The sequence below is a fragment of the Clostridium sp. CM028 genome (assembly GCF_030585565.1).
GTDB lineage: Bacteria > Bacillota > Clostridia > Clostridiales > Clostridiaceae > Clostridium_AD > Clostridium_AD estertheticum_B.
This window is the reverse complement of sequence record NZ_CP077766.1, coordinates 2,577,815-2,596,304: the sequence shown is the minus strand read 5'-3', so window position 1 is coordinate 2,596,304 and position 18,490 is coordinate 2,577,815. Positions and strand designations below refer to the sequence as shown.

The following is an 18,490-nucleotide window of genomic DNA, read 5'->3' as shown; positions in this document are numbered from 1 at the left end:
TTCAAGCTATTTCTTTATAATTTATCTTTTTTTTTTATTTTGAGCTTATAAACTAACAAATTTGCTGGGTATAAAATAGCATTCCATACAACCCTAAATACTTTCCCATTGAATATTATTAATTTATATTGTACCCTTATAAATACTCCACTTAATAGTTTCAAATATAAGTATACTCCTAATATTAAACATACATACACATAAAAGTTTATGTACCCTTTATTAGTATACATCAAAAATATAAAAACCACTATAGAAGTTAATGTCCAAAATAACAAATCCTGTATTATAGTCAGCACCTTGTTAGGATTTTCAAATCCCCTTATCAATCTATATATATCAAAAAATACTCCAGTTATTATTCCTGCTAGCAAACTGAAAATTATAAGATTAACTTGGCCTATCAAAGAAATTATCATAATTCTTCTACCTAAACAATCTTGATATTATGCTATCTTTTTTTTCTTTACTTTTGTCGCTAGTATACACAAAAGAATCCACTTGCCCAGTTATTATAACATCCCCATTTTGAACATCTAACTTGTTCATCTTTAATTCTCGTCCTTTTACTATCATTGTTCCAACATCTGTATTCAATAATATTTGGCTTTCATTAAAATTTATAACCTCTACAACTCCGTTAACAGTTAATTTTTTTCTGTTTTCAAGCATTAAACTGCTTTTCTTATCTTCTATTTTTATTTCTTTCTTTACTTCCATAATATCCCCCTTATTAGTTTTGCTCTAAAAAATTGGGAATTAAGAAGCTAATCTTATTCTCAATTCTTAATTAATGACATACAATTGTATTCCTATAAAATATATATGCTTATTAACCTTAATTAAGAATTGTATTTAGCAACATTTATTCTTTGTCTTCTCTTCCTGAAATTATTTCATACATTTCTTTTGCACTCTCTTTTGTCACATGCTCTGCAATATTTATAATTTTAGCTTTTAAAATTTGATTTGCAAATTTAATTTCTATAATATCACTTTCACCTACTACAGTTCCTGCTTTTGCCACTTTATCATTTATAGAAACTCTGCCACTCTCGCAAGCTTCTTTTGCAATGGTTCTTCTCTTTATAATTCTTGACACTTTTAAATATTTATCTAATCTCATTTATACTTCCCCTTTTTAATGTTCTTTACCCATTCAATAATTCAACCAAAGTTTTTAAAATAAAAAACCTAGATATACATCCAGGTTTTTCACATCATAATAATATTATTTGTTAACTATATCTTTAAATTCTTTACCAGCTTTAAATACTGGAACCGTTGATGCTGCAATTTGAATTTCTTCCTTTGTTCTTGGGTTTCTACCCATTCTAGCTGCTCTTGCTCTTGTTTCAAAAGTTCCGAATCCAACCAATTGGACTTTTTCACCTTTTTCTAATGTTTCTTCAATACTTTCTATAATACCTTTTAGAGCTGCTTCTGCATCTTTTTTTGTTAAATTAGATTTTTCTGATATGCTTGTTATTAATTCTGATTTATTCACTTTTGTTGCCTCCTTGTTATTGAGTACATTACTTAGTAGTGATTATACTATTAAATAGCATATTCTTCACTGATTTTGAAATTCCTTCTTTTAGTCTAATTTTTATTTACAAATAAATTTATCGTCTTTTAGATTCGTTCCATAATTCGTCCATCTCAGTAAGTGTCATGTTCTTTAAATCTAAATCCTTATTCCTTGCACTTTCTTCTATGTACGCAAAGCGATTGATAAATTTATCTATAGTATAATTTACTGCAAATTCAGGGTCTATGTCAAGTAGTCTAGCAACATTTACAGTAGAAAACACCAAATCTCCCACTTCTTCTACTATTTTTACCCTATTATTACCTTTATATACATCTCTCACTTCCTGTAATTCTTCTAGAATCTTTCCCATAGCAAGTTCAACGCAGTCAAAGTCAAAACCTACTTTTGCTGCTTTTTGCTGAACCTTCTCTGCTCTCATTAACCCTGGCAGGTTTTTCGGAACATGCTTTAGCGTATCCGTATAACTCTTAAACCCTTTTTCTTCACTCTTAATATTTTCCCAACTTTCTAAAACTTCGTTACTATTTTTACCTTCTGAAACTTTAAAAATATGAGGATGCCTGTTTATCATCTTATTTGTGATGCCGCAAATAACATCATTTATATTAAAATATCCCTCTTCTTTTCCTATTTGTGCATGAAGTACAACCTGTAGTAATACATCACCTAGTTCCTCAATAATATTATCTTCATCATTGTCTTCTATGGCTTCTATAACCTCATAACATTCCTCAATAAGATATTTTTTCAAAGATTCATGCGTTTGCTGTCTATCCCATGCACATCCATTTTCAGCTCTCAATGTGTCCATAACTTGAATTAAATCGTGAAAATCTTTTGTAGCCTCTAATTCTTTTGGTATATAAATTGAGGTTAGATAGTCTATATCCTTTTGTCTATCTAATTCATATAAGTTAATTTTCCTTATACTTTCTAACCCTTTTATACCTGCAGCTCTAACAAAACAAATCTCCATATCATCTTTGTAATACTCAAGCAAAGCAAGTTTTACGTCCGAAGCTATAGAAACGTTATAAACTTGAGTTATTAAAAGTCCTACCCTTTTATCTAAAACTTGATTTTTTATATCAAAGGCATCTATTATTTTTAGTCCTTCAATAGGATCTAGTTTTAAGCTTTGAATCACTGCATCTATAAAGCTAACCGCGGGAAGAATTTCTATATCTATTTTGTTTTTTTCACAAAGCTTTATTAAAAGTTTAACAGAAGTTTCTGCCACAAGCGGGTGACCTGGAACTCCATATACGATATCCCCATATATTTCGTGTTTCTTAATAAGATCTTCTGCAATAGCCCTATACACATCATCAAAACTATTATATTTTTCATATCTATCATCATAGGTTTCAAATTTTATACATATCGATTTTAGGTAATCCACAGTAGGGTGCTTTTCTGTTCTTAAATAAATCTTTTTACCACCTTTAAGAATTTCAAGTGTTCCTACAGTTAGTGATTCTACTGACCCAGGACCCAATCCCACTATTTTAATCATTAGCTTCCACTCCTTTATTTTTGCTTTAAAACTTTCTTTTTAATTTCCTCATATTCAAATATTCTAAGCAAAAAAATAAATATTAAATAAACAATAACGCCTATTAATATGGATATTAAACAAGATAATCCACTGCTCCTTGTATAATTATAGACATTAGCGTTACTAAATACAACTGCAACTATCATTATAATAGCAGCAATAGCTGGTTTTACAAAAGAGTCTACACTGTTGATTTTTATATTTAAATTTCTCTTTAGATCGTGCATATTTAATAAACAACTTGTAACATATCCTAAAATGGTTCCTATAACTGCCCCATAGATATTTACAAATGGAAGCGAGACTAATACGTACGTTATAATAACCTTTACGATGCACCCTAATGCCAAATTGTATACAGGCTTCATATAATTGCCTACGCCTTGAAGTATCGCAGTGCTGGTTTGCGTTAAAATTACAAAAGGTATGCATATTGATATATATTGTAGTATTTCATATCCGGCCGCATCTTTCATAAAAACCAAATTCATTATAGGATAAGCCATAAAAAACATCCCTAAAGAAGACGGCAGCGAGATAACATTAGACAATTTCACAGCCATATCTACTCTTTTAATAAGTTCCCCACTTCTTCCTAAATAAAACGCTTCAGCAATTATAGGCACTAGAGATGTGCACAGAGCCATTGAAAGAGCCAAAGGTACATTCATCAATGTAAATACCTTCCCAGTCAGCTGACCATACATTACGGCGGATTGTGTTTGCGAAAATCCAGCTTTTAGAAGTTGCTGCGGTACTAACATAGAATCTATCAGTGCCATAACCGTCCCCACTGCAGCACCCAAAGATATTGGTAATGCAGCCTTACTTAAATCAGCTAAAATATGCTTGTGCTTTGTTTTTTTCCTTACTGACTGCCCTTTTTTCATTTTAGTATAAGTTAAAAATAAGTATATACTTCCCATAATTGCACCAACAAGGGTTCCAAGGGCCGCTCCTGCAGCCGCATATTCAATCCCCTTTGGAAACAATAAATATGCAAATAAAACTCCAGCGACAACTCTTCCAAACTGTTCTACTATTTGCGAAACAGCAGTAGGTCTGACATTTTGTAGCCCTTGAAAGAAGCCTTTAAAAGTACACATAACGGAAACAAAAATTGGAGCTATAGCAATTACCAAAAAAGAGTAATATGATTTAGGATCCCATTTAAGCATTGATATAATAGGCCTTGCAAACATTAACATAAGTGTAGTAGCTGCTCCGCCTAATATAATCATTAAAACAAGTGTTTGTCTTAAGACTTGGTGCGCTCCCTCCTGATCATTTTTAGCGGTCATCTCCGCAATAATCTTAGACATAGCAATGGGCACACCTGAAGCTACTGCTACAAACATCATATACAATGGATAAGACATCTGGTAGTATCCCATCCCCTCATCTTTTATAAGTGCTTGTATTGGAATTCTAAAAAACAACCCTAAAAATCTAGCAAATATTCCTGCCATCCCAAGTATAATAGTCCCCTTTATCAATGAATGTTTCTTCATAATAACCTCCTTATATTCCCGTGGTGTATGTAAGAATTACATTCTCTAATTATGAATATTTGATTTAAGGGCTTATTATTACTAATACTTCAAAAAACAAAAGTATATATTACCGCAAATATGTTTCACTTCGCTGAGTAATATATACTTTTAGGTTTATTGTTCCATTTGTTTTCCTAGAAAAGAGGCTGCAGTTTCAGCTAGCTTTAATTCTAAATTTCCAAATTTAGTTTCTGGTTCTGTAGATATTATTAATACTGCTCCAATTGCATCCCCTTCTGTTATTATTGGCGCAATTACTTGAGCATGGTATTTATTTTCCATTTCATCATCGTACAGTGCTATAACTTTTTCTGAACCTTCACCTAATACAGCAGCTTTTCTATTTTCCATTACTTTTTCTAATTCATTACTAATTTTTTTATCTACATACTCTTTTTTAGGACAACCGCTTACAGATATTATGTTGTCCTTATCGCATATGATTATTATGTTTCCTATGTTTTGTTGTAATGAATCAGCATATTCTCTAGAAAATTCACTTAATTCACCTATAGGTGAATATTTCTTTAAAATAACTCCACCTTCTCTATCAGTAAATATTTCCAGTGGGTCTCCTTCTCGTATTCTCAGTGTTCTTCTTATTTCTTTAGGTATAACAACCCTTCCCAAATCATCTATACGTCTTACTATTCCGGTTGCTTTCATTTAAATAATTCCCTCCTTATATAAAGTTTTATATAATATACTAGCTTTATTATTATCTTTCTAAACTTGAATTTTTATGCACATTTGCAAATGTTTAAATAAAAATAAAGAATACCTCCATATTAAAGGTATTCTTTATACATTAAATCGTCTCCTGCGGAGCTGCAATTTTAACGACTCCAGAAGTAGATTTATACTCCCACTTATAGAAGTGGGGGACTTTCCTTCTGAAATGTCATTAAAATGCTATAGATTTTTCGGATATTGCTTTATATTCGCTTCTTTTTTCCATTTTGTCATAGCCTCTGTCCATGCACTTTCTTTTCCCTGTGTTATAAGCGTTTTTTCTACTTCTGCCTTAACAGCTGTAAATTTCTTTACAGGGTATTCTTTTTTTTCTATAGTCTTTATTATATGCCATCCATATTGAGTTTTAACAGGTGCTGAGATTTTACCTTTTGGCAAAGCAATAGCTGCTGCCATAAAGGTTTTATCCATTTGAGCATCATTATACTCTACATCTCCTAAATCTCCACCATTGTCCTTAGTTCCATCTGTACCTTTTTCTTTTGCGACTTTCGCAAAATCTTCACCAGCGTCTAAACGTTTCTTAATGGCTATAGCTTCCGGTTCTGTTGCTACTAAAATATGAGCTGCATGAATTGTATTCGGTTTTTCTGTAAACTGGTTTGGATTAGCATCGTAATATGCTTTTTCCTGTGCCTCAGTAACTTTAACATTTTTTGTAACTTCAGTGAATAGTGCATCTTGAATAATACTTGGCTTTATTCTTGCTTTTAGAGATTCTTCTGTAAGGCTTGTTTGTGCTAAAGCCTCTTTATATTTCGCATCTGTTCCCAAACTTTTCTTAATTTCTGCTAATTGCTTATTTGTTTCTTCATTTAATTTAGCTTCGGTAGGCATTAATTTTAACTCTTCCGCCTTATAATCCACAATTTTTTCAGTAATCATACCTTCTACTACTTGCTGTTTTTGCTTTGTTAATTCTGCCATAGCCTCAGCATTAGTTTTATAATTTGCTCCATACTGCGTTTCAAATTGTTTAATAACACCTACTAATTGTTCGTCAACCTGTCCTTTAGTTATTTTAGCATCGAAAGCCTTCGCAACTACACTTTTAGCAATGCCCTTAGGTGTTTTTTCAATCATATTACAACCATTTAATGATGTAGCTAATATAGTTATTAAAGCCGCGCCAATTATTTTTTTTACGTTTTTCATTATATTTCCCCCATTCTATATGTAATATCGCCGTGTAAAGCTCTGTTACGATACCCATTAATTTTAACACAATTTTACTTTATTTCAACTATACTTTTTATATGATTCACAATCTCTATGAGATTTGCAATCACCTCTTCTTTGTTTAAATTTTTAATCTTGTATGCAAAGGCAGGCTTATTCCCTAATTTAAATACAATACTTCTATTATATTTACTAATCAAGGCTTTAACTAATTTTTGATTTATTCTTTCGCTACTATCAAATTGTAATATTATCTCCTCCTTTACCTCTTTGATTTCTATTATCCCCACCTTGCTTGATATACACCTAAGATAAGCGATATTCATAAGACTTACAACACTTGATGGTATGTCTGAAAACCTATCTTCTATTTCCTCTTGTATATCTACCATATCCTCGTTACAATCAATAGCCGCAATTTTCTTGTAAATTTCAATTTTCTGCGACTCATCTTCAATATAAGTACTAGGAATATACGCATCTATTTTAATTTCAACAGAAGTTTCAATAGGCTCCATTTCTATATCGCCTCTTATTTTTTTCACTGTGTCTTCGAGCATCCTACAGTATAAATCATAGCCTACCGCAGCCATATGACCATGTTGGGCACCGCCCATCATATTTCCAGCACCCCGAATTTCGAGATCTCTCATTGCGATTTTAAAACCTGACCCTAGCTCCGTAAAATCCTTAATTGCTTTAAGTCTTTTTTCAGCAACCTCTGTTAACACCTTATCTTTTTTATAAGCAAGATATGCATAAGCTATTCTATTTGATCGACCAACCCTACCTCTTAATTGGTAAAGCTGAGAAAGTCCCATCTTATCTGCGTCGTAAATTATAATTGTATTTGTATTTTGAATATCTATTCCCGTCTCAATAATAGTTGTACACATCAATATATCATACTTGTTCTCCATAAAATCTATCATAATAGATTCTAATTCTCTTTCTGTCATTTGCCCATGCGCAATACACACTCTAGCTTCAGGAACTAGCTTTCCTATAAATGCTGCCATTTCTTTGATAGTTTCTACTCTATTGTACACAAAGAAAACTTGCCCCTTTCTATTTAGTTCTCGCAGCATCGCATCCCTTATTAATTGATCGTTAAATTCTACCACATAGGTTTGTATTGGATACCGCTCCTCTGGTGGCGTTTCAATTACACTTATGTCGCGCACTCCAGTAAGCGACATATGCAATGTTCTTGGAATTGGAGTAGCTGTTAGCGTAATCACGTCTATATTTTTTCTTAGACTTTTTATTTTTTCCTTATGAGTAACCCCAAATCGTTGTTCCTCATCTATAATCAATACCCCTAGGTCTTTAAATTTTACATCTTGCTGAATTATTCTGTGCGTTCCTATTAATATATCTACGTTTCCTTCTTTTGTCGCCTTAATGACAACTTTTTGCTCAGCAGGTGTCCTAAATCTACTTACCATTTCAACCTTTACTGGAAAGTCTGAAAATCTTTTGGTAAGATTTTTATAATGTTGCTCAGCGAGTATTGTAGTTGGTACTAAGAACGCTACTTGCTTTCCATCCATAACCGCTTTAAATGCCGCTCTAACGGCTACTTCTGTTTTTCCATACCCAACGTCACCACATATCAATCTATCCATTGGTTTATCCGACTCCATATCTTTTTTGATTTCTTCAATTGCTATTATTTGATCTGGAGTTTCTTCAAATGGGAATTCTTCTTCAAACTGTTTTTGCCATACAGTATCCTTGCTATATCTGTGGCCCTTAAGTGTAGCCCTTGCTGCATAAAGTTTTACCAAATCCTCTGCAATATCTGCAATAGAGTTTTTAACTTTATTCTTAGCCTTAACCCATTCTAGCCCACCTAATTTGCTAATCTTTGGAGCTTTGCCTTCACTTCCAATATATTTTTGTACTAAATCTAATTGTTCTACCGGAACATAGAGGTTATCACAACCATTATAACTCAGTTGCAAGTAATCTCTTTTATGTCCATGAACTTCCAATTGCTTAATTCCTTTGTATACGCCTATTCCATGATTTACGTGAACAACGTAGTCTCCCAATTTAAGTTCTGTAAAGCTTTTAAGTTTACTTACTCCCTTTTTACTAGAACGACTAGTAGCTTTTCTTTTTGATCCACCAAAAACCTCTTTATCGGAAATAACACATAATTTCAGCTGCGGATACTCAAAGCCCTTTAATTGATTACCAAAGGTTACAACCACTTCTCCAAACTCAATTTGAGAAATGCTGTCTTTATAGACACTTTCAATGCCTCTATCCCTAAGTATATCTATTAATTTCTCCCCTCTAGTTCTTGTACCAGAAAGAATTACGATCTTGTATCCTTTACTTTTTTTGTCCTTTATATCCTCAATAAGCATGTCTAATTGGCCATGGTAATCATAATTGGTAATTTGAGAAAAAGATACTATGTCCCTTGGCTTAAGCACTGTTGTGCTTTTAGCAATAGCGTTTATTGTAATAACTTCTACGTTCTCTAACTCTTCATATATATATTGCTTATCAATTAAAATTTCTGCTTGTTTAGGCAGTATACTTCCTCGTCTTAAAAAATTCTCGTAATTTTCTTCAAATTCGAAATACACGCTATCTAGTTTACCTAGGCACCTTTGTGAATCATCAACCACTATAAATGATCCCTTCATATAATCTAAAAAAGAAGATACATTATCATAAAAGTAAGGCATATAGCTATCAACATCTTTAAAACTCCACGTTTCTTTAAGTGATTCCAAATTAATATCAACTAATGAAGTTATTTTTTTTATAATTTCTTTATCTTTTTTCTTGTTAAAGCTACCTACCACATTGATTAGGTCTTCCTTTATTTTGTTATATCCTTTTTCCCTAATTTCCTGGGTTAATATCATTTCCTTTGCTGGAAATATATCTATTTCGGATACCTTATCAATACTCCTCTGAGTTTCACTATTGAATGTCCTTATAGAATCTATTTCGTCGTCATAGAGTTCTATCCTAAAAGGTAACGCAGAAATAGGGGGATATAAATCTATAATTCCTCCCCTTATTGAAAATTGACCTTTTGTGTCTACTCTTTCTACCCTTTCATACCCACATTCAATTAATTCTTCCGAAAACGCATTTAAATTTAAATTGCCCCCTACAGCTAATTTGAAAATATATTTTCGGAGCAAATCTATAGGCATATAAGTCGCTGCCAAAGCCTCAATACAAGTAATTATTATTTTTTTACCGCTTTCAGTAATTTTTTTCATTACTTTAAGTCTTTCCCATCTCAAGTCGCCAGATACAGCATCCGCATTATAAAATCCCATTTCTCTAGTTGGAAAATAGTACACATCATTTACATAAAAAGATAAGTCTTCGTAAATATTTTTAGCCTCTACATCACTATGCGTTAAAATCAATATAGATTTATCTAATTGCTCGTACACACCATTCACTAAATAGTTCTTAGCTGATTCCGAAAGTCCATATACGCCAATTGGATATATTTTCTCTTCTATATTGCTTAGTATACTTTTAAATTGATTACTCTCTTTCAAAGGCTTCATAAGCCCACTCAGTCTCATGTTAACACCTCTCACTCACTCCATAAATATAGATAATCTTCCAATAATATTTTTATTTAAGCATTAAATCCATTAAACTGATTCATAGCCTCCGTATATCCTTTTGCTATTATCGTTTGAACAGCTTTTATACTAGCCTCAAAAGTCTTTTCTACAAGCACCCGGTCTTCTTTAGAAAATCGCCCTAAAACATGAGGTATTAGCGCCTTTTCCGGTTGTCCTACCCCTATTTTTATTCTTAGAAATATGTCGGACGACATGTTAGCTATAATACTTTTTATCCCGTTATGTCCACCAGCACTACCCTTACTTCGTATTCTTAATTTACCTGCATCCAAACTAATATCATCATACATTATGATGATATTTTCATTTGGAATCTTATAAAAAGAAGCTGCTTCGCGCACACTTTCTCCACTTAAATTCATATATGTACTAGGTTTTAAAAGAATAACTTTTTCCCCTGATATGATAATTTCTCCACATACTCCTTTAAATTTTATCCTATTAATTGAAGTATTATACTTCTCTGCCATTAAATTTATTACATCAAATCCTACATTATGTCTTGTATACCTATATTCATTTCCTGGGTTTCCTAGTCCAACTACCAAATACATTATTACCCCCAAATATTATTATGTTTAAACCTTATGTCTACCACATAATTATTTTTTCATATGCCTTATTTATAATATTATACTAAAAAAGTATTTTAATCCACAACTTTACATAAAAATTACCATATAATTTATTCTTTTGTTATGATTTATCTTTAAAAATAACTAGTAGTCTGCTATGCCTAACCTATATAACTGCTAAGATTATATTATTAACCTTAATTAAGCTATTTTAGTGGTCTAATAACTTTACCATGAGTCATCAAATCATTAATAACTTCTTTAGCTTCATTTATATTAATAGCAAACCCCATTCCGTAAGTTTCACTGGATGAATCAATTTTCAAACTATTTATACCAATAACTTCTCCATAGATATTGCATAACGCTCCACCACTATTCCCTGGATTTATATCTGCATCAGTTTGTATTACTTTATAGATAGTTTGTTCACCTGTTTTTTTATCAACAATATTAATTCTTTTATCCAATGCGCTTATAATACCCGCAGTAACCGTTCCTAAAAACTGTTTTCCTAGTGGATTACCAATCGCAATAGCTATATCACCAATTTTAACCTTTGATGAATCGCCAAATTTTGCAATAGGCAAGTTACTAGCTTCAACTTTTATAACCGCCAAATCAGATATAACATCCGTGCCTACAACTGTTGCTTTCAAAATATTATCATTGCTCAGTTTCACTTTTATTTTTGTCGCACCTTTAATTACATGATAATTAGTAATAATATATCCATCACTTTTAAATATAATCCCTGAACCATTGCCTTCTGGTGTATCCCACAATTCTTCTGCTTTACTACTAATGCCAACTACTGATGGTGCTACCTTTTGTGCAACTTGTGAAATAGGATTATCATCTGCCTCTTGAATATTATCGTTTTCTCTTACACCTGAATTTAAATTGCTACTAGTCACTTTTGGTACTTTCCCCTTATTAATTATATACTGGGCTGTAATCCCCCCAGATAGGGCTGCTATCAGCATAAAACTAATTACTTTTAAAAATGTCTTGAAATAATTTTTCTTGTTGTTTTTTCTAAATTTAATTTCGCTAAAGATGTCCTTGCCAAAATCTGCATTCTTCCACAAAGCATCTCTTACTTCATTACAAGATTCATAGTTATCCTTATTATCCATAGCATCATCCCCTCCCTACTGGTCATATCTATATTATATAAATTTTATTTCATTATAAATTATTCACTTTCGTTAATGTAAAAGTAAAATAAACACCATTGTCCTTATTTTCAACCCATATATCACCCTGTAATTGAGTTATTATATTTCTAACTATAGATAATCCAAGTCCAGTACTATCTTTTGCTGTTCTTGATTTATCCGCTTTATAAAATCTATCCCAAATATGCAATAAATCTTCCTCAGCTATTTGCGGACCAGCATTGAACACAGATATTAATGCATTTCTTCCTTTAGATTTTGAACTAATCTTTATTTTCCCACCATCACTTACATATTTTATTGCATTGTCCAATAGATTTGTAATCACTTGTACTAATCTATCTTTGTCTCCTGCTACAAATAAATTATCTTCATCAAAGCATACATCTACAGAGACCTTTTTCTCTTTAATTTTTGTTTCATTTTTTATAACTGTAAGTCTAATGATTTCATTAATATCCACTTCCATAATCTTCAAACTAAACTCCCCAGCTTCAATTGCAGACATATCTAATAAGTCATTTACAAGCCTTGTTAGTCTTTGAATTTCCTCATAGGCAATAGATAAGTAGTATTTTTCCTTTTCCTCTGGAATTACCCCATCTAGTATCCCACCAATAAACCCCTTAATTGATGTTATAGGAGATCTAATCTCGTGCGATACATTGGATATGAATTCGCGTCTATTTTTCTCGTTTTTTTCTACAGAATCAGCCATAAAATTAAATGATTGAGCGAGTTCTCCTATTTCATCATTAGATTTTAAATAAACCCTCTTATAAACATCCCCATTAGATATCTTCTTAGCTACTGAATTAATCTCTGCTAAAGGCTTTATAATTATTTTTTGAGAAAAATAATATATAACTATACAAGAGAATATTATTGCAAAAATTGCAGATATCCAAATTATTTCATAAACACGTTTTAAAGATTGGCTTAATTCTTCAATTGAGTTGCATAATATTATAGCTCCCTTAAAAGTGCCCGCCTCAGTTCTTATTGGCGTACCGTAAACTCTTACCGTGTTATCAAATATTCCAGCATAAGGGCCTGTAATCTCAAACGTATGCCCAAGCCTAAGCTGATCTAGTTGCTCAGCAAAAACCTGTTTTCCCATAAACTCCTTATGCTCTTTATTAGATACCAAATAAACACAACCGTAGCTATCTGTAAGCCAAATATCGGATTTTATATACTCAGCAATGATTGTCATTACGTCATTTAATTTTTCCGAAGTAGCATCCCCAGCCATATATTTCATAGCAAGCCCTTGTATCATATATGACTTATCCAAAAATTGTTCTTTTCTTTGCTCGAAAAAATAATTTTGGAACCAATAAGACAAAAAAGAGGCAATAATTATTAAACTCATTGAAATTATAATAGTATAGGTGGCTAACATCTTAAAAAACAGCCCTCTTTTAAACATCTATTTCACCTCAAATTTGTATCCCACTCCCCAAACAGTCTCAATTTGCCAATTTGGACCTCCTTGAAGCTTTTCTCTTACCCTTTTAACATGCACATCCACTGTTCTAGAGTCTCCTGGATAATCGTATCCCCAAACCTCACATAAGAGTTGTTGCCTTGTGAAAACTCTATTCTTATTAAGAGCTAAATAATGTACTAGTTCAAATTCTTTAGGTGGCATTTTTACCTCTGAGCCTTTATATGTAACATTATAAGAATTAATATCAATTTCTAGATCCTCAAAATTTAAAACCTCTTTACCACCTTTATCTAAGTTATAACGCCTAAGCACAGCTTTCACTCTTGCAATTATTTCTTTTGGCTCAAAAGGCTTAACTACATAGTCATCCGCTCCAAGTTCTAGCCCCAATACCTTATCAAATGTTTCCCCTTTGGCAGTAAGCATAATAACCGGTGTTTCGTTCTCTTTTCTTATCCATTTCAAAACATCGATTCCATCAATATACGGTAACATTATGTCTAAAAGCACCAAATCTGGTTTATAACTTAGAAATGCTTCCTGTGCAGCCCTGCCATCATATGCTACTTTTGTTGCATATCCTGAATTCTCAAGATACATTTTAATTACCTCAGCAATATTTTTATCATCATCAACTATTAGTATTTTCCCTATAGTTCCTTCCATATCAGTACCTCCAAATTATTTCCTCTATTTTTTCCCTCTATTTTTTTCTATCATTCATCTTTGAAAAATAACTAGTCAACATGCTAATTTATCTTATTAATAATTTATCATACTTTAATGATAAGTTATTAGTTTTTATTAAATGTTACAAATTATTCACCACTTCCCATAATAATTTAAACATTCTACATAAGTACTGAGTCTATATAGTATACTTACTATCCCATTATTATGTAAATCCAGATTATAAAAAAATAGCGATGCCCAATTATAAAAATAATAGAGCATCACTATTTTAAAATATGTATTATAAACTGGAATCTTCCTCGAATAATTTACTTACCGAAACATCCTCATATATTCGCTTTATAGCCTCCGCCAAAATTGGCGCTACAGATAATGTAGTGAATTTTTCGCATTGTTTACCTTCTGGCATATCAATTGTATTTAATATTATCAATTCTTTTATTACCGAATCATTTATTCTTTGAATAGCAGGCCCTGATAATACGCCATGACTGCAACAAGCATAAACATCTTTTGCTCCGAGTTTAACTAAAGCATTCGCTCCATTAGTTATTGTTCCCGCAGTGTCTATCATGTCATCCATCATGATACAAGTTTTCCCCTTAATATCACCTATAACATTCATAATTTCTGCAACATTAGCTTTTGGTCTTCTCTTATCAATTATCGCTATTGATGCATGTAGCTTATCTGCAAATTTTCTTGACCTAGCAACGCTTCCAAGATCTGGTGCAACTACAACTACATCGTCCCTATCTTTAAATCCGTTCTTGATGTAGTATTTTGCAAGTATAGGTGTCCCAGTCATATTATCAACAGGAATATTAAAATATCCTTGTATTTGAGCTGCGTGTAAATCCATAGTCAGTACTCTATCTGCTCCTGCGGTTGTTATAATATCTGCCACAAGTTTTGCTGTAATTGGATCTCTAGCTTTTGCTTTTCTATCCTGCCTTGCATACCCATAATATGGTATAACCGCAGTTATTCTTCCTGCTGAAGCTCTCTTAAATGCATCAATCATAATAAGTAATTCCATTAAATTATCGTTTACTGGTGCATTAGTCGATTGAACAACAAATACATCTGCGCCCCTGACAGTTTCATGTATATTAACAGATATTTCTCCATCACTAAAAGTTCCTACTTCTGAAGCTCCAATTGGTAATCCTAGTATGTCAGCTATATCTGCGGCTAATTTAGGATTTGAGTTGCCCGTAAAAATTTTAATATTCTTTCCGTGGTTTATCATATGTAGTTCTGATTCCTAAAATCATCACAAATCATATTTTAATACAATTCATATAAATTTTCATTCTATACACTAAATAGAACGTCAGCATCACGAGACTCAACTACTAGGGTTAATACTCTCACATTAAAATCTTACATACCATTCAATGCGCGTTTAGTAGTTTTTATATACACATTCTGCTGAAAAAATCAGTTTTACACCTCCCTTTATAATTTACTTATTGATTGTATGCTTGTTATTTTATTTGCTGTGTCCTGATTTCACTACCCAATTTTCAATATTTTTTTGCCTTGCTCTAGCTATTGCCAAAGCATTTTTAGGCACCTCATTTGTAATTGTAGAACCAGCCGCAATGTACGCGTTATCATTAACCTTTACAGGTGCTACTAGGTTAGTGTTGCATCCTATAAACGTATTATTGCCTATTATAGTTTTGTATTTTGCTTTTCCATCATAATTTACAACTACAGTTCCGCAGCCAAAATTACATCCACTTCCTACCTCTGCATCACCAATATAAGTAAGATGAGATACCTTTGTATTATCTCCAATAGTTGATTTTTTAATTTCAACAAAATCTCCTATCCTAGCATGTTTACCTATATTGCTTTCTGGTCTAATGTACGCAAAAGGTCCAACAGTAGTTTGATCGCCTATCTGGCTTTCAATTACAACAGAACTTTGAACTGAAACTCCGTTTCCTATAATGCTATCCGCAATTCTATTATTAGGGTAAAGAACACACTCTTCTTTAAGAATAGTCTTACCCTGCAAAATATTCCCTGGATATATAGTAGTATCTTTTCCTATTATAACTTCTGAATCTATGTATGTATTATTAGGGTCAATTATTGTAACTCCATTTTCCATATGTTTTCTATTTATTCTTTTTCTCATAATGGCCTCTGCATCTGCAAGCTCTACCTTTGAATTAACTGCAGTAATTTCTTCAACTGGCACATCAAAAGCTCCAACCTTAAACCCTTGCTCCTTTAATATACTAATAACATCTGTTAAATAGTATTCCTCTTGTGCATTATTATTATTTAATCTATCTAAACTATTAAGTAATTCTTTTATGCTAAAGCAATACATTCCAGAATTTACTTCTTTAACTAATACTTCTTCTTTTGTACAATCTTTAAACTCAACAATTTTTTTAACCTCACCATTTTCATCCCTAATTATTCTACCATACTTTGCAGGCTCAGCCATACTTGAAGTTAATATAGTCGCTTTAAAATCACCTTTTTCATGATAATCTAATAGTCTCCTAACTGTACATTCAGTAATTAGTGGACCATCTCCAACAAATATTGCTACCGTACCTTCATTCCCACTTAGGAACTCTTTAGCACACATTACTGCATGTCCTGTGCCTAACTGATCTTCTTGGACGGAGTAATTAATTTTTCTATCTTCTGATACTTTTTTAACCTGCGCGGCTCCTTTTCCAATTACCACATCAACCATTTCAATATCTGCCTTTCTCATAATGTCAATAACATGGTTTATCATTTCTTTACCACAAACCTTATGTACAACCTTAGGCATATTAGAATTCATTCTTTTTCCTTGACCTGCAGCTAATATTATAGCGCATTTATACAAATTAAACACCTCTTTATATATTAATTCGACATATTCACACATTTTATTTTATCTTTTCTTCAATTAAAACACTTCTTATATTATATTTTATATAACATTTAATTGCAACCAACCTTGGCCGTTTTTAATATTTTCTTTATAAAATAAAAAGGGGTAACCCCCTTTTTTATACTTCTAAATTTTCTTCTACCTCTTCTACTGGTTTTTCATTTTTTACTTTTTCATACTCATCCAATATAGCTGATTGAATCTTCTCTCTTGTTTGAGTATTTATTGGGTGTGCTATGTCCTTGAATTCCCCATCTGGAGTTTTCCTACTTGGCATAGCAATAAAAAGTCCACTTTGCCCTTCTATCACTTTAATATCATGAACAACAAATTCATTGTCAAAAGTTATTGATATAATCGCCTTCATTTTCCCCTCTGTAGCTATTTTCCTAATTCTAACGTCTGTGATTTCCATACACTCCACCTCCAAGTTGCGTTATAGTTATACTATTTCTCTATAACTTGGGTTTTTCCTTCTTAAATTGTAAATAAAAATTAAATCTTTTGAATATTACACTTTTTCAAAGTTTTTTGATGGAGTTAACTCAGAGTTACCTTCCTCGTTTATTCCTTTAAACTGAATAATCGATATGTATTCTGCTATTAATTTATGACCGCTTTGAATATTATCAACAAGAACTCCAATACCTAAAAGTTTACTTTCGAATTCTTTAAGCAAATTAATTATACCTGTTGCAGTTCCTCCAGCTTTCATAAAGTCATCTATAAAAATACATTTGCTCTGTTTTTTTATAGACTTTCTTGAAAGAGACATAGTTTGAATTCTGTTACTAGATCCAGATACATAGTTGATACTAACAGTACTGCCCTCAGTAACCTTCGGATCATGCCTTACAATAACTAATTGAACGCCAAGCATTTTTGCCACTTCATACGCAAGTGGTATCCCTTTAGTCTCGACTGTTACAACATAGTCTATGTCTAACTCACTAAAAGCAGATGCAAGGATTACTCCTGCTTTGTGCACTATTTCTGGATTATACATAATATCAGTCATATATATAAAATTTCCTGGTATCACCCTGTCCTTCTGTGTTAAAATTTCACATAATTTTTCTGCAAATGTTATACCTTCTTGCCTTGAGACCCCGCAAATATATTTCACTCCACCAGCTGCGCCTGCCACCGATTCCACTCTTCCCATAGATAACTCACTTAAAGTTTCACGGACAATAACAATATCTTCGCTAATTGTGGATTTAGCTGCATTAAATAATTCCGTAAACATCTTTAGATTAATTGTCTTATTAGGATTTTCTGTTAATATTTTAGTAATACCTGTAACTCTTTGATTTCTACTATATTTATTCATAATATCTCACCCATATCTTTATTTTACGAATTTTACTTTGTAAAATTCTTACTATCATTCGTATTTTAATTGTAAATCTTTTTTATCTTTATTACAATGCCTAAT

General features: G+C 32.1%; 17 protein-coding genes. All 17 read right to left on the bottom strand.

Annotation, left to right across the window (positions count from 1 at the left end; genetic code table 11):
- Positions 1 to 14: 14 nt before the first annotated feature.
- The 17 genes from yabQ to purR all read right to left on the bottom strand — a co-directional run bounded on the left by yabQ (position 15) and on the right by purR (position 18,385).
- Positions 15 to 419 (bottom strand): spore cortex biosynthesis protein YabQ, encoded by a 405-nt coding sequence (gene yabQ, locus KTC94_RS12180; RefSeq protein ID WP_216304592.1) that lies wholly within the window; start codon positions 417 to 419, stop codon positions 15 to 17.
- A 7-nt stretch (positions 420 to 426) separates the two neighbouring features.
- Entirely contained in the window at positions 427 to 720 is a 294-nt protein-coding gene (yabP, locus tag KTC94_RS12175) for a sporulation protein YabP (protein WP_216304591.1), read from the bottom strand.
- A 145-nt stretch (positions 721 to 865) separates the two neighbouring features.
- Complete coding sequence (locus KTC94_RS12170; RefSeq protein WP_216304590.1) at positions 866 to 1,126, bottom strand: RNA-binding S4 domain-containing protein; 261 nt, start codon at positions 1,124 to 1,126, stop codon at positions 866 to 868.
- Positions 1,127 to 1,231: 105 nt separating this feature from the next.
- On the bottom strand, positions 1,232 to 1,507 hold the full coding sequence (locus tag KTC94_RS12165; RefSeq protein ID WP_216304589.1) for an HU family DNA-binding protein: 276 nt from the start codon (positions 1,505 to 1,507) through the stop codon (positions 1,232 to 1,234).
- A 118-nt stretch (positions 1,508 to 1,625) separates the two neighbouring features.
- Positions 1,626 to 3,071, bottom strand: a complete 1,446-nt coding sequence (gene mazG, locus KTC94_RS12160; protein ID WP_216304588.1) for a nucleoside triphosphate pyrophosphohydrolase — start codon at positions 3,069 to 3,071, stop codon at positions 1,626 to 1,628.
- 14 nt (positions 3,072 to 3,085) lie between these two features.
- Positions 3,086 to 4,624: a polysaccharide biosynthesis protein gene (locus tag KTC94_RS12155; protein WP_216304587.1), complete on the bottom strand. Its 1,539-nt coding sequence runs from the start codon at positions 4,622 to 4,624 to the stop codon at positions 3,086 to 3,088.
- A 156-nt stretch (positions 4,625 to 4,780) separates the two neighbouring features.
- A complete protein-coding gene (gene spoVT / locus KTC94_RS12150; protein WP_220319860.1) occupies positions 4,781 to 5,332 on the bottom strand; it encodes a stage V sporulation protein T in 552 nt (183 codons plus the stop codon).
- 246 nt (positions 5,333 to 5,578) lie between these two features.
- Positions 5,579 to 6,574 carry a peptidylprolyl isomerase gene (locus KTC94_RS12145; RefSeq protein ID WP_220286282.1) on the bottom strand — a complete coding sequence of 332 codons (996 nt, stop codon included), beginning with the start codon at positions 6,572 to 6,574 and terminating at the stop codon, positions 5,579 to 5,581.
- A gap of 74 nt (positions 6,575 to 6,648) precedes the next feature.
- A complete protein-coding gene (gene mfd / locus KTC94_RS12140; RefSeq protein ID WP_216303793.1) occupies positions 6,649 to 10,170 on the bottom strand; it encodes a transcription-repair coupling factor in 3,522 nt (1,173 codons plus the stop codon).
- 56 nt (positions 10,171 to 10,226) lie between these two features.
- Positions 10,227 to 10,790: an aminoacyl-tRNA hydrolase gene (gene pth / locus KTC94_RS12135; protein WP_165412336.1), complete on the bottom strand. Its 564-nt coding sequence runs from the start codon at positions 10,788 to 10,790 to the stop codon at positions 10,227 to 10,229.
- Between the two features lie 227 nt (positions 10,791 to 11,017).
- Positions 11,018 to 11,950 (bottom strand): S1C family serine protease, encoded by a 933-nt coding sequence (locus KTC94_RS12130; protein ID WP_165412337.1) that lies wholly within the window; start codon positions 11,948 to 11,950, stop codon positions 11,018 to 11,020.
- Between the two features lie 52 nt (positions 11,951 to 12,002).
- Positions 12,003 to 13,424: a HAMP domain-containing sensor histidine kinase gene (locus KTC94_RS12125; RefSeq protein ID WP_165412338.1), complete on the bottom strand. Its 1,422-nt coding sequence runs from the start codon at positions 13,422 to 13,424 to the stop codon at positions 12,003 to 12,005.
- Positions 13,425 to 14,111, bottom strand: coding sequence for a response regulator transcription factor (locus KTC94_RS12120; protein WP_165412339.1), 687 nt, complete (start codon positions 14,109 to 14,111; stop codon positions 13,425 to 13,427).
- A 307-nt stretch (positions 14,112 to 14,418) separates the two neighbouring features.
- The gene (locus KTC94_RS12115; protein WP_165412340.1) at positions 14,419 to 15,390 is read right to left on the bottom strand and encodes a ribose-phosphate pyrophosphokinase; all 972 of its coding nucleotides are present in this window, start codon (positions 15,388 to 15,390) and stop codon (positions 14,419 to 14,421) included.
- 243 nt (positions 15,391 to 15,633) lie between these two features.
- Positions 15,634 to 17,004: a bifunctional UDP-N-acetylglucosamine diphosphorylase/glucosamine-1-phosphate N-acetyltransferase GlmU gene (glmU, locus tag KTC94_RS12110; RefSeq protein WP_216303792.1), complete on the bottom strand. Its 1,371-nt coding sequence runs from the start codon at positions 17,002 to 17,004 to the stop codon at positions 15,634 to 15,636.
- A 166-nt stretch (positions 17,005 to 17,170) separates the two neighbouring features.
- Complete coding sequence (gene spoVG / locus KTC94_RS12105; protein WP_165412342.1) at positions 17,171 to 17,467, bottom strand: septation regulator SpoVG; 297 nt, start codon at positions 17,465 to 17,467, stop codon at positions 17,171 to 17,173.
- A 96-nt stretch (positions 17,468 to 17,563) separates the two neighbouring features.
- Positions 17,564 to 18,385, bottom strand: a complete 822-nt coding sequence (purR, locus tag KTC94_RS12100; protein WP_216303791.1) for a pur operon repressor — start codon at positions 18,383 to 18,385, stop codon at positions 17,564 to 17,566.
- Positions 18,386 to 18,490 lie beyond the last annotated feature (105 nt).